Annotated in this window: 16 protein-coding genes; 13 read left to right on the top strand and 3 right to left on the bottom strand. The window is 63.1% G+C overall.

Annotated elements, in window-relative coordinates:
* Together VIG32_01880 and VIG32_01875 are read right to left on the bottom strand one after the other, a co-directional pair.
* On the bottom strand, positions 1–275 hold a 275-nt coding region (locus VIG32_01880), incomplete at its 3' end, for a hypothetical protein (GenBank protein HEY8296759.1).
* A 1-nt stretch (position 276) separates the two neighbouring features.
* Complete coding sequence (locus VIG32_01875; GenBank protein HEY8296758.1) at positions 277–1,170, bottom strand: YegS/Rv2252/BmrU family lipid kinase; 894 nt, start codon at positions 1,168–1,170, stop codon at positions 277–279.
* A gap of 208 nt (positions 1,171–1,378) precedes the next feature.
* Here VIG32_01875 and VIG32_01870 point away from each other — a divergent pair, with 208 nt between their 5' ends.
* From VIG32_01870 to VIG32_01810, 13 genes are read left to right on the top strand one after another with little or no spacing between them, the layout of a single operon-like run.
* Positions 1,379–2,824, top strand: coding sequence for a GspE/PulE family protein (locus VIG32_01870; GenBank protein HEY8296757.1), 1,446 nt, complete (start codon positions 1,379–1,381; stop codon positions 2,822–2,824).
* Positions 2,821–3,906: a PilT/PilU family type 4a pilus ATPase gene (locus VIG32_01865; GenBank protein HEY8296756.1), complete on the top strand. Its 1,086-nt coding sequence runs from the start codon at positions 2,821–2,823 to the stop codon at positions 3,904–3,906. Before VIG32_01870 ends, VIG32_01865 begins: the two co-directional genes overlap by 4 nt.
* Complete coding sequence (locus VIG32_01860) at positions 3,903–5,126, top strand: type II secretion system F family protein (GenBank protein ID HEY8296755.1); 1,224 nt, start codon at positions 3,903–3,905, stop codon at positions 5,124–5,126. Before VIG32_01865 ends, VIG32_01860 begins: the two co-directional genes overlap by 4 nt.
* Positions 5,123–5,884 (top strand): sigma-70 family RNA polymerase sigma factor, encoded by a 762-nt coding sequence (locus VIG32_01855; protein HEY8296754.1) that lies wholly within the window; start codon positions 5,123–5,125, stop codon positions 5,882–5,884. The genes VIG32_01860 and VIG32_01855 overlap by 4 nt, the downstream gene beginning before the upstream one ends.
* The gene (locus tag VIG32_01850; GenBank protein HEY8296753.1) at positions 5,881–6,360 is read left to right on the top strand and encodes a prepilin-type N-terminal cleavage/methylation domain-containing protein; all 480 of its coding nucleotides are present in this window, start codon (positions 5,881–5,883) and stop codon (positions 6,358–6,360) included. The genes VIG32_01855 and VIG32_01850 overlap by 4 nt, the downstream gene beginning before the upstream one ends.
* A gap of 4 nt (positions 6,361–6,364) precedes the next feature.
* On the top strand, positions 6,365–7,030 hold the full coding sequence (locus tag VIG32_01845; GenBank protein ID HEY8296752.1) for a cytochrome c biogenesis protein CcdA: 666 nt from the start codon (positions 6,365–6,367) through the stop codon (positions 7,028–7,030).
* On the top strand, positions 7,027–7,554 hold the full coding sequence (locus VIG32_01840) for a tetratricopeptide repeat protein (GenBank protein ID HEY8296751.1): 528 nt from the start codon (positions 7,027–7,029) through the stop codon (positions 7,552–7,554). The genes VIG32_01845 and VIG32_01840 overlap by 4 nt, the downstream gene beginning before the upstream one ends.
* Entirely contained in the window at positions 7,551–8,165 is a 615-nt protein-coding gene (locus VIG32_01835; GenBank protein ID HEY8296750.1) for an A24 family peptidase, read from the top strand. The genes VIG32_01840 and VIG32_01835 overlap by 4 nt, the downstream gene beginning before the upstream one ends.
* Positions 8,162–9,130 (top strand): pilus assembly protein PilM, encoded by a 969-nt coding sequence (gene pilM / locus VIG32_01830; GenBank protein ID HEY8296749.1) that lies wholly within the window; start codon positions 8,162–8,164, stop codon positions 9,128–9,130. Before VIG32_01835 ends, pilM begins: the two co-directional genes overlap by 4 nt.
* A complete protein-coding gene (locus VIG32_01825; protein HEY8296748.1) occupies positions 9,127–9,687 on the top strand; it encodes a PilN domain-containing protein in 561 nt (186 codons plus the stop codon). The genes pilM and VIG32_01825 overlap by 4 nt, the downstream gene beginning before the upstream one ends.
* Entirely contained in the window at positions 9,684–10,313 is a 630-nt protein-coding gene (locus VIG32_01820; protein ID HEY8296747.1) for a hypothetical protein, read from the top strand. The genes VIG32_01825 and VIG32_01820 overlap by 4 nt, the downstream gene beginning before the upstream one ends.
* On the top strand, positions 10,294–10,833 hold the full coding sequence (locus VIG32_01815) for a hypothetical protein (protein HEY8296746.1): 540 nt from the start codon (positions 10,294–10,296) through the stop codon (positions 10,831–10,833). The genes VIG32_01820 and VIG32_01815 overlap by 20 nt, the downstream gene beginning before the upstream one ends.
* On the top strand, positions 10,830–12,221 hold the full coding sequence (locus VIG32_01810; GenBank protein ID HEY8296745.1) for a secretin N-terminal domain-containing protein: 1,392 nt from the start codon (positions 10,830–10,832) through the stop codon (positions 12,219–12,221). Before VIG32_01815 ends, VIG32_01810 begins: the two co-directional genes overlap by 4 nt.
* A gap of 348 nt (positions 12,222–12,569) precedes the next feature.
* Here the strand turns inward: VIG32_01810 and VIG32_01805 are convergent, their stop codons facing one another.
* The gene (locus VIG32_01805) at positions 12,570–12,848 is read right to left on the bottom strand and encodes a hypothetical protein (GenBank protein HEY8296744.1); all 279 of its coding nucleotides are present in this window, start codon (positions 12,846–12,848) and stop codon (positions 12,570–12,572) included.
* Positions 12,849–12,924: the final 76 nt, after the last annotated feature.

Genomic DNA, 12,924 nt, shown 5'->3' with positions numbered 1-12,924 from the left:
TGCGAGAGCGTCTGCGAAACGATGACGCCGACGGGCACGAGCACGCTCTCGCGCGCGACCGCAAACGCGACGCAGGCAACGACGCTAAACGCCAGCAGAAACGGGCCGCGCCCGCTCGTGGTTAACGCGATCGCGAGATCGGTCGCATGGCCGCGCACGCCGGCGCCGAGCAGTTCGAGCCGGCTCGCCGGCCGGATGGAAACGGCGATTCCAAGAGCGATAAAGAGTAGGAAAAAACTCGCCGCCAGCGCCCATAGGCGGTCCTCAAACGGCACGTTAGATGCCCTCGGGAAAACTCGCTGGAACCATCACGCGCAGCGCCTTCGGGGCGACCGAAAACGTAATCGGTGTATCGCAAAGAGCGTCGCCGTCGATACTTACCGGTTGGTGCGTACCTTTGGTTTTCACCGTGATCTTCTTTGCGTAAAACGTATGCGCGTCGCGCAGGTCGGCCTGTTGGCCCCGCAGCAGCGCGAAATAGGTGCGCACGATATCCATGCGCGTCGTGCCGCTCGTGGCGAAGAACGCCAGCGTGCCGTTTACGGGCGTTTGATCCGGCGCGATCGGCTCGTGCCCGTAATACCGGCCGTTCACCACGATGATCTGATGGGTTTCGAGTTCGAGAACGTTGCTTTTCCAAGACACTTTCGCCGTAAACGGTTTGTGCGCGAGCATCGGTCCGATGCCGGCTACGCCGTAAGCGATGGGTCCGAGCACGGCTTTGAGCCCGTGCGGCGTTTCTTCGGCGATCTCCGAGGATAAACCGATGGTCGCGAAATTCGCGAAGTACTTATCGTCGGCTTTGCCGAGATCGACTTCGGCGACTTTACCGTTGGCGATGACGTCGACCGCCGCTTCGATTTCGCCCGCGATGCCGAGGCTCATCGCGAAGCTGTTTCCGGTGCCGGCCGGGAGTACGCCGAGTACGGCGTCGGTGTGCGCGAAATATCCGACCACCGAGGTTTGACTGCCGTCACCGCCGGCCACGCAGATCAGTTTGTGCCCGGATTTGATCGCCTCGCGGACCCGCTTGCGCATCTGTTTTTTATCCGGAACCGGATGGGCTTCGACCACGCGCAATCCCTTCTCCGTGAGGAGACCCTTCGCGCGTTCGAAATCCTCCGCACCATGACGCGCATGGAGGCTGGCGATAAGAACGACATCTTGCATGGGGAGCCTATTCCCCCGCGCGTCGCCGCCTAAGCAAGCCGGGAGCGGCCTAGCCAAGTACCCGCGCCCATCGCCGCTCGGACATTAAGGTTTTTGGGACGGAAATTGTGTCGGAGATATTGACAAGGTGTGGTAAAAAATACCTACGGCCGTTCTCAAACCCTTACAGCACGGCCGTTATATCGCTAACTTGAGCTGGAGTCAGGGTGTGACATTGAACGGACAAGGACCGTCCGGGCTCGCCGACCTCTCCGCGGTTTTGTTAGAACCGGAGGCGTTTCGGCGCGTGCCGCGCCACCTCGCGATGCGGCACGACGTGCTCTCGATCGCGAGCGATGGAAACGTATTAACGATCGCGGTTCCCGATCTTGAGGATCAGGAGGCCCTCGATCGCGTCAGACTCGCGACGGGTATGCACGTGCGGGCGTTGCGCGCCCCGCGCGACGCGATCCGCGCGAAACTGGCCGAAGCCTATGATGCGGAAGGGCAGGACGAAGCGCCGGCGGTGCGGGCCCTCGAGCGAATGCACGAGCGGGCAATTCGCGCGAACGCAAGCGACGTGCACATCGAACCGATCCGTGGCGGCGGCCGAATTCGGGAGCGTCTCGATGGCATCTTGCACGAAGTGCAGCGCCTCCCGGAGGAACTCTTCACTCACGTTGTCTCGCGGGTCAAATTGCTCGCGGGAATGGACATTGCCGACAAGCGGGCACCGCAAGACGGCCGGTACACCATCGACATCGAGAATCGGGCGATCGATGCGAGGGTTAGTTCGATGCCGACGGTCTTCGGCGAGAAACTCGTCGTGCGATTGCTGGATCACCAGACGCGGATTCCAAGTCTGGAGAGCTTGGGGATGCCCGCGCGAACGTTGGAGCGCTATCGCCGCCTGGTTCACGCTCCTCACGGCTTCGTCGTCGTCTGCGGTCCCACGGGCAGCGGCAAGACGACGACGCTCTATGCGACTCTGGCAGAGCGCAACATCGACGCGCAAAATCTGTGCAGCGTCGAGGACCCGGTGGAGGTTCGCATTCCCGGCGTGGCCCAAGTGCAGGTCAACGCGCGAGCCGGCGTTACGTTTGCCTCGGCGCTGCGCGGCTTCTTGCGTCAAGATCCCAACGTCATCATGGTAGGTGAGATGCGCGATGCCGAAACGGCTTCCACCGCCGTATCGGCGGCGCTGAGCGGGTCGCTCGTTCTAACGACGCTGCACAGCAACGACGCACCGCGCACGCTCGAACGGCTGCTGGAACTCGGCATCACTCGCCATTCGATCGCGGCCGGCCTGACGGCGATCGTCGCGCAACGATTGGTGCGCCGTCTTTGTTCCGAATGTCGATCGATGCGCCCGATCGACTCAAACGCGGCGATCGAATTCGGCGTAGCCGATACGAGTCTCGTCTACTTCGGGCGTGGATGCGGCAGTTGTAACGGAACCGGCTATTGCGGCCGAACGGGCATCTTCGAATTTATCTTCGCCAACGACGCTCTACGCGACGCCATAGCGCGGGGCGCATCCAGCGTGCAGATCGCCGCTATCGCCCGCGAAACCGGCTACGAGCCGCTGCTCGCCGACGGCGTGAGGCGAGCGCTTGCGGGAGAGACGAGTTTCGACGAGCTCCGTCGCGTTCTCACGATCGAAACCGAATCGTGAGCGCGGCTCTTGCGGAAGTCCGCGTCGATGAGGTCTTGCGACTCGCGCGCCTGCGCAACGCGTCGGACGTTCACATCGCACCAAGCTATAGACCGGTGCTGCGCGTCGATGGGAGCCTCGAAACGCAGACGACGATGGCGCCGACGGCCGGCGAAGTCGAACGGATCGCCAACGCACTCCTGGATGCGTACGCAGCGAAACGGCTGGCGCGAACCGGGGACGCGACGGCGACCTATCGGGACGCAGAGTCCGGCTCCTTTCGCGTTCACGCCTATCGCACGGCCGGCGGCATAGCTTTGGCGATTCGCGCACTCGCGCAGAGCGTGCCGTCTCTCGAAACGCTGCAGCTCTCCCCAGCCGTAGGGGCCTTTGGCGAGCGGGCGAACGGCCTCGTGCTCTTCGCTGGTCCCACCGGCAGCGGGAAGTCGACCGTGCTCGCCGCGCTCGTAGATGCGATAAACCGGAACGAGTCGCGACACATCGTTACGATTGAAGATCCCGTCGAGTACGAACATCGATCCATGCGCTCGATCGTGAGCCAGCGCGAGGTCGGCCGCGACGTCGTTTCGTTTTCGGCCGCGATCCACGGAGCGCTGCGAAGCGATCCAGACGTGATCATGGTGGGGGAGATGCGCGAGTCCGATACGATGCATGCGGCGCTCACCGCCGCCGAAACCGGTCATTTGGTCTTTGCAACCCTTCACACCGCGGATGCTCCGCAAACGGTCGATCGTGTGATTAGCGCATTCAGCGGCGGCATGCAGGATCAAGTCCGGGTCGCGCTCGCACAAGTGCTGGCCGGCGTCGTCTGTCTGCGGTTGATTCCCCGATCCGATGGCCGCGGGCGCAGGGCCGCAGCCGAGGTGCTGGTCGCCACCGATGCGGTTCGCTCCCTCATACGCGAAGGCAAGACGCATCAACTGCGCAATGCGATTTCGACGGGCCGCCACGTCGGTATGCAGACGCTTGAATCGCACTTGACGGACCTCGTATTGCGGCGCGAGGTGGACATAGAAACGGCTAAGCGCTTTGCCGAGCGGCCGAATGAGGTGCGGCTCTTCGAACGAGATGCGTCCGCATGACGGGTCAGCTCTTTTACTACACCGCGAGGGATGTCCGCGGCGCGTTCGTTCGGGGGTCGGTTGAGGCGGTGAGCGACGCGACGGCACTCGCGAGTTTACGAACGCGAGCCTTGTTCGTTACGTCGCTCGAGCGGGCCGGAACGGCGCGCGGCACCCTCGTGGGAGCGTTGCAGTTCGGCTCCGTCAAGCAAGCCGCGCTCGTCGCATTCTTTCGTTCGTTTGCGACGCTGCTTTCGGCCGGCGTTGCGATGCGGCGGTCGCTCGAGGTGACGATCGAGCAGGGAACGGATGCACGGCTCGGCGAGGCGCTTCGCGGAATTCTTCACGACATCGAAGGCGGCAATACGTTGAGCGATGCGATGGCCCGGCATCCCCGTGAATTTCATCGGCTCTACGTCGCAATGGTGCGTGCCGGAGAAGTGGGCGGCGTGCTCGACGAGGTCCTCGAGTGGCTGGCTGCCTTTCTCGAGCGCGATCGCAGCCTTCGCAAGCGCGTGGCCGCATCGCTGGCCTATCCTGCAGTAGTGGCCCTTACGGCGTGTTCGCTCGTGGTGTTCTTGCTGACATCGGTCGTGCCCATGTTTGAAAATATGTACCAGCAGATGCACGTCGCGCTGCCGCCGATTACATCGTTTCTGATTCATCTGGGCGCGGCGCTTCGAAGCGCAAAGCTCTGGGCAGCCGTCGGGGTCGTCGCGATAAGCGGGCTCGTCTGCTGCACCCGGTTTCGGAAGGCGCTTGCCTCGGCGCGCGCACTCGGCGCGGCGCGACTCCGGGTTCCCGTTCTCGGAGCTATCGCGCGCAAGGCCACGCTGGCGCGAATGGCTCGCATGCTCGGGATTCTTCTGCGATCCGGGGTGGGGCTGGTTGCGGCTCTCGACGTGGTCGCGGGCGTCGTTGGAAACGTGATCTACGAAGAACATCTCGCGCTCGTAGGCGTGGCTCTGGCACATGGCGACACGCTAGCGGCTCCGCTGGCAACCAGCCGCCTTTACGATCCCTTGTTCGTGCAAATGATTCGCGTTGGCGAGGAGACCGGCGCGCTCGATTCGATGCTCGCTCGGGTTGCAGAGTACTACGAGACGGACGTAGAGGCCGCACTCGGCGCACTCGGTTCGATTCTCGAACCCGTCACGATCGTGCTCCTCGGCGGCATCGTGGGATTCATCGTTTCGGCCATCTTTATTCCACTCTATACGCTGATTGGGAATATTAAATGATTGCAATAGATGCGGCACTTCGATTTTGGATCGGAGAGCGCTCGCCGGAAAATCGCGACCGCCTCGTCGCTCAATATCGTTACCTCTGCGTGCGCGCGGCCCGCAAGTTCTATCGGCCGGGCGTGGAGCGCGCGGATCTCGAACAGGTTGCGGCAATCGGGCTGCTCAAGGCTTGCGATCGCTACGACTCGCGCCAAGCGACGCCGTTCGAAGCGTTTGCGTGGCTCTTCGTGCTCGGCGAACTCATGCACTACGTTCGCGACTATGAGCGGATGGTGCGGCCGCCGCGGCGACTGCGATCGCTCGAGCGTCGTTGGCAAGAAGCGTACGACGCCTTAACCGTCGAGCTTGGACGCGAGCCGCGGGGCTGCGAACTCGCCGAGCGGATGGACGTCACTGCCGAGACGCTGGAAGAGGTGCGCGCGTACCGCGAGCGCGCGGTTCCGACGCCGCTTCACGATCTCCATCCGCGCCAACTGCGGCCGGCGGCCTATACGATGGACGATCGTGAGGATCGCCTCATGCTCGAGCACGCGCTGGAACGGCTCACTCCGACCGAACGGACCATCATCTTGGCCCACTACGCTCGCGGCTATAGCCAGTTGGAGGTTGCGCGCCGGCTCGGCTATTCGCAACGGCACATTTCTCGCTTGCATGCGCGGGCGTTAAAGAAGATGCAACCGGTGTGGGTCCAGAAAACGCAACCTGCGGGCACTTCCGTCGACGTAGCGGCAATCGTCGACGGGAGTACGTCATGAAGAATCAGCGCGGATTTACGCTTATAGAAATGATGGTCGTCGTGGCGATCATCGCCATCCTCGCAGCGCTGCTGATTCCGAATTTTTCACGTGCGAGGGCGCAAGCCCAAACGGCGACGTGCATATCGAACCTCAAGACGATTGGCACGGCGCTCGAGTTGTACTATACAGATCATCAGTACTACCCGACCGCGACAACGCAGGCGATCGACAAAACCTACCTGCAGGCAACGGGCAGTCCGCTCAACGGATACCTCAATCAAGTTCCGGTGGATCCGGCCGCCGGCGGGTCCGGCAGTTACGAATACTCGACGCAGAGCACGACGGCGAACAATGGCGTAGCCGGGTATCAGATCTGGTGTCCCGGCACGCACGACCCCAACACGCTGCAAAGCGTGAGTCCCGGAACGACCTCCAAATATTTGCGCTACGATAACGTGAACGGATTGAGCGCGGTTTCGGGGCAGGGTTCGTAACACCGTGTTCGATCCAATCGCCGGCGGACTGCGGGCCGTGAGTTCCCATTCTGCGCAAGCGCCCGGGTTGGTTTTGCTTGCGGGTCTGGCGTCGAGTGTCGGGCCGTGCGTCGCGCCGCGCTTTATCGCTGTCGCCGCCCTGGCCGCAAATCGGCCTCGCCGGGAGGCGCTCGGGATCTCGCTCGTGTTTATTCTCGGGTTAGCGAGCGCGTACGTCGGATTCGGCGTCGTTGCGGCACTAGTTGGACGTCTGGTAGCGATCTCTCACGCAATTTATGCGGTGGTTGGAACGGGCATGCTTCTCGGCGGCCTAATCTCGCTTTGGCGCTCGCCATCGGATTGTCTTCATTATTCACGCGCTTCGGCAGGGGCGCCATCGTTTGGCGCGACGTTCTTGCTCGGGTCATCGTTCGCACTGGTGGTTTCCCCGTGTTGCACGCCGTTGCTCGTAGGCATTCTCGCCTATACTTCCGGTCTCGGCGATCCCGGATACGGCGCGTTCTTGCTTGGCGCATTCGCGCTCGGGCATAGCGCGCCGGTACTGCTCGCTGGCGCGGGCGCCTCGGGGGTATGTTCGGCCCTGCGGCGCCCCGCGCTCCGGCAGGCAGCGAACGTGGTGAACGCCGCGCTCATGGTGGCATTGGCCGGCTATTACGCGGTCATCGCGTGACGCGGGCCAGGCGCTTTCTCGTAGCCGCCGCGAGCCTGAGTGTTGCGGCGTTGCTCTTCAGAGCGCAACTTGGGGCGGCGCTGGTCGTGCGCGGCGATGATTTCTTATATCGCAGCGACGCGCGCCAGGCGCGCACGTATTACGCGCGAGCGCTTCGATTCGATCCCGATAGCGAGAGTGCGGCAGACCGTTACGTGTTTTTCGGCCTGCAAGTGCGAACGCACGCCTCTCTCGATGCCGCGATCGGCGTTGCCTCGGCCTATTTGCGGCGCCATCCCGATGACGGCGCGATCCTGGCGGATCGCGCGCTCGCGTATCTGATCGAACGGCGTTACGACAAAGCCGAGCCGGATTTCGAACGAGCGGCGCGAGCGTCCCGCGATCCCCGATACTTCACGTTCGCCGGCTGGGCGGCCCTACGCGCCGGACGCGAGAGCGTTGCCCGGGACCTGTTCGATCGCGCGCTTACGATCGATCCTCGCTTCCGCCCGGCACGATACGCGCTGCGCGAGGTGACGTTATGATCGAGAAAATCTTGGCATGCGCGCTGAACGTTTGCGTCATCGTCGCATTCGTGCTGGCGGCCGACGACGAGGCGCGTCGTCAATCGCTGCCACTGCGATTCGGCGGGGTTGCGACCGCTGCCGCACTCGCGTTCGGATCGATCGGGGGAGCGCTGCTCGCAAACGCCGGCGCCGCTTGGGAAAAGGCCGGAATTACGGTAGGTCTCGCGGCGGCGATCGTGTGCGCCGTAACCGACGCGCAAACTGGGTACGTTTTCGATCGGGTAACCAGGCCGGCCCTCATTGCGATTGTCGCATGCGCCGCAATCGGCGGCACGCTCCCGGCGGCGATTGCGGGGGGCGCCAGCGGAGGAGGGATTCTGCTGGCCCTATTTGCCGCAAGCGGCGGTCGCGGAATCGGACTCGGGGACGTAAAGCTCGCCGCGTGTATCGGCGCGTCGTTGGGAGCATTCGGCGCCGCCGTTGCACTGGGAGCCGCGTTCGTGCTCGGAGGCGCATACGGGCTCTACCAACTGGCGACCGGCCGTGCATCGCGCGGAGACGCGATTCGTTTCGCGCCATACCTGACCTCGGGCATGGTACTCGCTCTGCTTCTTGGTGCGGTCGCGTGAAGAGAATCATCTCACAGCTTGGCGTCGATCTCGGGACGACGCGCCTGCGCGTGGCTCTGTCGGAAACGGACGGGTCGAAGAGCCGTATCGCGGCGGTGGCCGTGCGCGATATCGCCGCCGGCTCGTCGTCATCGGGCGAAATACCCGAACCCGACTACGTCGCCGCGCTTTTGGAAGAAACCGTCGCGGAGCTTGGAACGCGCGCACGGCGCTGCATCTGCGCGATCGGCGAGCCCGATGCGACGCTGCGCTCGATCGTGTTGCCGCCGATGACGGCGCCCGAGCGCATTCGGGTTGCCCGCTTTGAAGCGCAGCGATATGCGGCGTTTCCCCTCGACGAAGCGGCCGTTCGGATCTACCCGGCCGGCCCGCATTTGCCGGGCGTCCACGCACTGGGAATCGCGCGTGCCGCCGCCCTGGCGAGTCGGGCCGGGGTTCTCCGAGCCGCCGGCCTTAAAGCGATAGCAATGGATCACGAAGCCTGCGCCTTCGCCCGGCTTTTTGGCACGTTCGATGCCGTGGTCGACGTCGGTCATCGGCGCAGCAGCCTGCACGTGTTCGAGAGCGGAATCCCATCAACGCTGCACGTCGATTCCGGCGGAGCGGAGATAACGCGCGGTATCGAACGCGACCTTTCCATCGACGAGCGTTCGGCCGAAAAACGGAAACGAATCCTGGGTACGGTCGGCGCCGGCGAAACCGCTCGTCTCCAGTTGGCAGCGGACATCGCGTCCTTAATTGAAACGGCGCGCAACCGACGAGCTCGACTTGGACACATCGCTCTGGTCGGGAACGGGGCTCGCCTCCCCGGGCTCGCCGCCGACATCGAATCGGCGACAGGCGCGATCGTGGAACTTCCGGCTAGCGACGCGCTCCGAGGAGCCTACCCCGACGACGTGCTCCGTGCCAGCGCGCCGGATTGGAGTCTCGCAAGCGGCCTTGCGTTGTGGGGGCTTGCGGCGTGATCCAATTTGATTTCCTGCACGATCCGCGTCCGGCGTACGTGCGTCGTGTTCTCGAAATGCGCATCCCGGGTGCGGTGCAGAATGCGATACTCGGTTTGGCCGGAGCGCTCGTCGTTTTGACGGGCACGTGGGGGATCGAATCGTATCGTTTGCGCCAGGCCGACGAGGTCGAGTCGCGCTATCAAACGCGTTTCGATCGCAGCGTCATCGAGCTCGCCCGAACGAAGGTTGCTTACGATCGCTTGCAGCGAATGGTGGCTCTCGACAGCCAAATCGCAACGATCGAACGCTCCGGCAACGACGATGCGAGCCGCCTGGCCGAGATCGCCAACCGGTTGCCGCCGCACGCGTGGCTGACGTCGATTTCTCGCGACGCCGGCGGAATTGCGATCGAAGGGAGAGCGCGGGACTTCACGGTCGTCGGCCGTACGATCGGCGGACTCGCAAAGAGCGCGCTTCTGCAAAATCCCACGTTACTCGAAGCATCGAGCGTTTCGCAAGCAGATGGAGACGGCGAGATCCGCTACCGGGTGCATCTCGATGGCGTACGTCCGTGAAACCATCGATAGACGTGACGCAAAGCGCTCGGTTTGTGTGGCTCTGCGCCGGCCTCGTGTTGCTCGCAGGTTACTACCCGTTAGGCGTTCGTTACCAACGGGCGGTGGATGCTGCCGGCGAAGCGGCGCAGGGGCTCTACGAACGCGCGAGCGCAAACGAGCGAATTATCGACCAAGCGGTTCGTTTGCGGCACATCGAAAGCCGTGTTGAGACCGACATCGCGCGGGCCCGGCCGGCGCGCGCGCAAGCCGCCGGCACCGCCGCCCTCCTGGTATCCGTCGCCGAGGTCGCTGCCCGATACCACGCGCACGCCATTTCGGTTGCGCCCGCAGGCGATGCACCCCGCCCGGCATCCGACGCATCGGAGCCGCCGCCGCCGCTCGTCGGCAGCGACGTCGAGATCCGCCTGCGTGGGCGCTTTCGAGATCTCTTACATTGCATCGAGGAGCTATCGCACCACGGAGTGCTGCTCTTCATTTCAGACACGCAGCTCGCGCTCGGCAACCAGGCAGCGGATGCAGTAGGATCCACACCCGAGTTGGAGGCTACCGTTCACGCAACGCTCTACCGCCTTGCCGCCCCGCCAAGACGTTCGGAGGTTTCTGATGCTCGGCTCAATCGATGAGTGCCAACGCGCGCGGCTCGTTCGCGCCGCGGTCTTGCTTTGCGCTACCTCGCTGTTGCTCGCGCCGCTAGCCGGACAGACGTCAATCGAGATCGGCCGCGAGCGCGGTGCGTTTGGGAGCGGACTCATGGCTCCCCCGGTGCTTCCGACGCACGTGCGAGGGGAGATAGCCGTACGGCGCGACCCGTTCGTAGCGGACGTCGCGGTAAGCACGCCTCCGGCGAGCCCCCCTGGCGATCCCAATCTCCCGACTATTCCGACGACGGCTTTTGCGCTGCCGGCAAATCGCGGTGCGACGGAAATGGCCCTGCCACAGTTTGGGGTTCTCGGTTCGGGCGCGATCGTGGTGCGAGCGGTCGTGACCGGCGAGCGCTCGCGCGCGCTAATCGACGCCGACGGCACGACTCGCGTTGTCGCCGCCGGCGATACGATCGACGGTGCGAAGGTCCGGCGGATTGACGCGTTTGGCGTCGAGTTGTCGAGCGGGCAGATCTATCCACTCGAATCGGCCACGCCGTGAATCGAAGAATTCTGCTCGCACTATTTTTGGGGCTGCTGCTCGCCGCTCCGGTACGTGCGTCGCAACTGCTCAACGTGGACGTTCACGATGCCGACTTGTCTGACGTCATCGCCTTGCTGGCTTCCGAATCGGGGAAAAACCTCGTTGCCGATGCATCGCTCAAGCCCGATAAGGTCACGCTGCACCTCCACGCGGTCACGTTCGACGAAGCGCTCGACGCGATCGTGAACTCCCACGACTTGCAGGTTCGTCGCGACGGAGCCATTCTAATCGTCGGAAGCAGCGAATCGATGAACCGTCGTTACGGCGATGCAAACGATCCTCGCAGCGCGCAGACCGCCGTGCTTTCTCTCGCGCACGCTTCGCCGGACGATGTAGCCAAGGAACTTACGCATGGGCTAACGGCGGGAACCGTCATCGTTTCAGACAAACGGACGAGCGCCGTGATCGTGAGCGGCGATGCAACGACCGTGGCCCGGGCGCGCCGCTTGGTCCGCGCTTTGGACGCACCGGGATATGCTCCCGGCGGCTCCGGAGGGTTGGCTCGAGCCTACCGTTTACGCTATCTGCGACCGAGCCTCGTCGCGCCCGAACTCAAGGGCGTGTTGCCGGACGGGTCGTACGTCGCCGACGACGGGCAGAACGCGATCGTCGTTAGCGGTAATGCCGAAGTTCAAGAGAACGCGCAAAGTTTTATCAAGAGCCTCGACGTTCCAAGCCCGCAAGTGATGTTCGAGGTTCGGGTTGCCGATCTTCAACCCGTCAACGATCAAAGCGATGTCGGCTTCGAATTTGGAGGATACGATCTGAGCGGCCAGCCGATCTCCGGCGCCGCAACCTATGCGTTTGCAAAGAATTCGGTTGCGATTAATGCGCGACTCAACGCCATGGTGAGCTCGGGTCACGCGCAGATTCTCGCCACGCCGAAACTCGTCACGCTCAATAACAAAGAGGCCGACCTGCTCATCGGCCAGACGTACCCGGTGGTCTATTACGACGCCCGCTTGGGCGGCCAGCAGGTCCAGTTCGTCGACGTCGGAGTGAAGCTGCGGCTGACTCCGACGATTGGTTCCGACGGCAGCGTAACTGCGGAAATGCACCCCGAGTACAGCGCGATTCAAACCTTTGTTGGCGGCTACCCCGTACTCGCAAATCGCAAAGTCGATTCGACGCTGCGCGTAAAAGACAACGAAACGATCGTGCTCGGCGGCCTGTTACGCGACATCGATTCGGAAACGATTACCAAGCTGCCCGGCCTAGCAAACATTCCGGTCTTCGGCAAGATCTTCCAGAACAGGCAGAAGACCCACGAACGCGATGAAGTGGTATTCCTCATCACGCCGCACGTGTTGTATCCCGATACACCGCCGCCCACATCGATACGCTAAAACAGAACCCAGGCAACGGACCCGTTGCGCCGAATTGCGTCGATCATGAATGGCGACGTTCCTCGGTCACGGGGCAGGCTGTACACCCTCATCATGCTGGTCGTTGCAGTAGCCGCATGGATGTTGTGGCTCGCTACGGGCCATAATAGCCAAGCGGATTCGCTCGTCCCGCCGATCCTGTTGTCGGTTGCAGCCGCGGCGATGGCATACCGCAACCGGTCCGCGTTTGGAAGACGTTCGCAAACGATCGAGTAGGGAGGTTCGACAAGCTCCGTCCTTCGACGAGCTCCGTCCTTCGACAAGCTCAGGATGACAATGTTTTTGGCGGAGCCTTCTGCTTTGGGCGGGTTACTCTACGATGTAGACGGGGACTTTGCCGCCGACGACCGAGAGTTTTACGGTGTCGTTGCTTTTAACTTTGCCGAAGCTTACGCCGGGGCGGGCCGCGAGCGTGGTTTCGATGCCGTTGTCCATCTTGACGGTGATGTGCGCGTTATCCTGAACTTTTTCGACTTTGACCGTGTAGGTGCCGTCGGGGATAAGCGATGCGTCGACCGTGTTCGCCAGGGCGGCGATGGGGGCGAGGGTTGCGGCGAGGAGGGCGGTGATTGCCAGCGCGTTGCGCACGAACGTCAGATCCTTCCATGGATGGGAGTTGTTGGGCCGCGCGTATCGTATCGAAACCCGCGCGTTCGGCGTAAGA

The organism is Candidatus Baltobacteraceae bacterium (assembly GCA_036559195.1).
GTDB lineage: Bacteria > Vulcanimicrobiota > Vulcanimicrobiia > Vulcanimicrobiales > Vulcanimicrobiaceae > JALYTZ01.
This window is presented reverse-complemented; position numbering and strand designations above follow the sequence as displayed.